This is a genomic window from Vibrio sp. D173a, assembly GCF_030248475.1.
Genome location: NZ_JAHGAH010000744.1, coordinates 1 through 576, shown reverse-complemented (window position 1 = coordinate 576; position 576 = coordinate 1). Strand labels below are relative to the sequence as shown.

Sequence of the window (576 nt, the reverse complement as noted above, 5' to 3'; positions counted from 1 at the left end):
AGCAAGAGGTGATCGATATGGCGGTGTCCGGGCAAGATAGCCTGGTGATCATGCCAACTGGTGGTGGTAAGTCGCTCTGTTATCAGATTCCCGCGTTAGTGCGTGAGGGGCTCACATTAGTTATCTCGCCACTAATTTCGCTCATGAAAGATCAAGTGGACCAACTCAAGGCCAATGGTGTGGCGGCTGAGTGCATCAACTCCTCAATGCCACGTGAAGGGCTCATTTCAGTCTTCAATCGCATGAACTCAGGCCAATTAAAGATGGTCTACGTTTCACCTGAACGCGTGTTGATGCGTGATTTCATTGAGCGCCTGCAAGGTTTGCCGCTGTCGATGATCGCAGTGGATGAAGCGCATTGTATCTCACAATGGGGTCATGACTTCCGTCCAGAATACGCATCACTTGGTCAGCTTAAGCAGTATTTTCCTCATGTTCCTTATATGGCATTGACGGCAACTGCGGACGATGCGACGCGTAAAGACATTATTCAGCGCTTGCAGCTGGTGGATCCTCATACCTACTTAGGCAGCTTTGACCGTCCTAATATCCGCTATAACCTAGTAGAGAAGCACA

At 49.5% G+C, this 576-nt stretch carries 1 protein-coding gene; it reads left to right on the top strand.

The features are described from left to right. Nucleotides 1-576, top strand: a 576-nt coding sequence (locus KIV40_RS28960) for a RecQ family ATP-dependent DNA helicase (RefSeq protein WP_285352675.1), incomplete at both ends; no start/stop codon positions are given.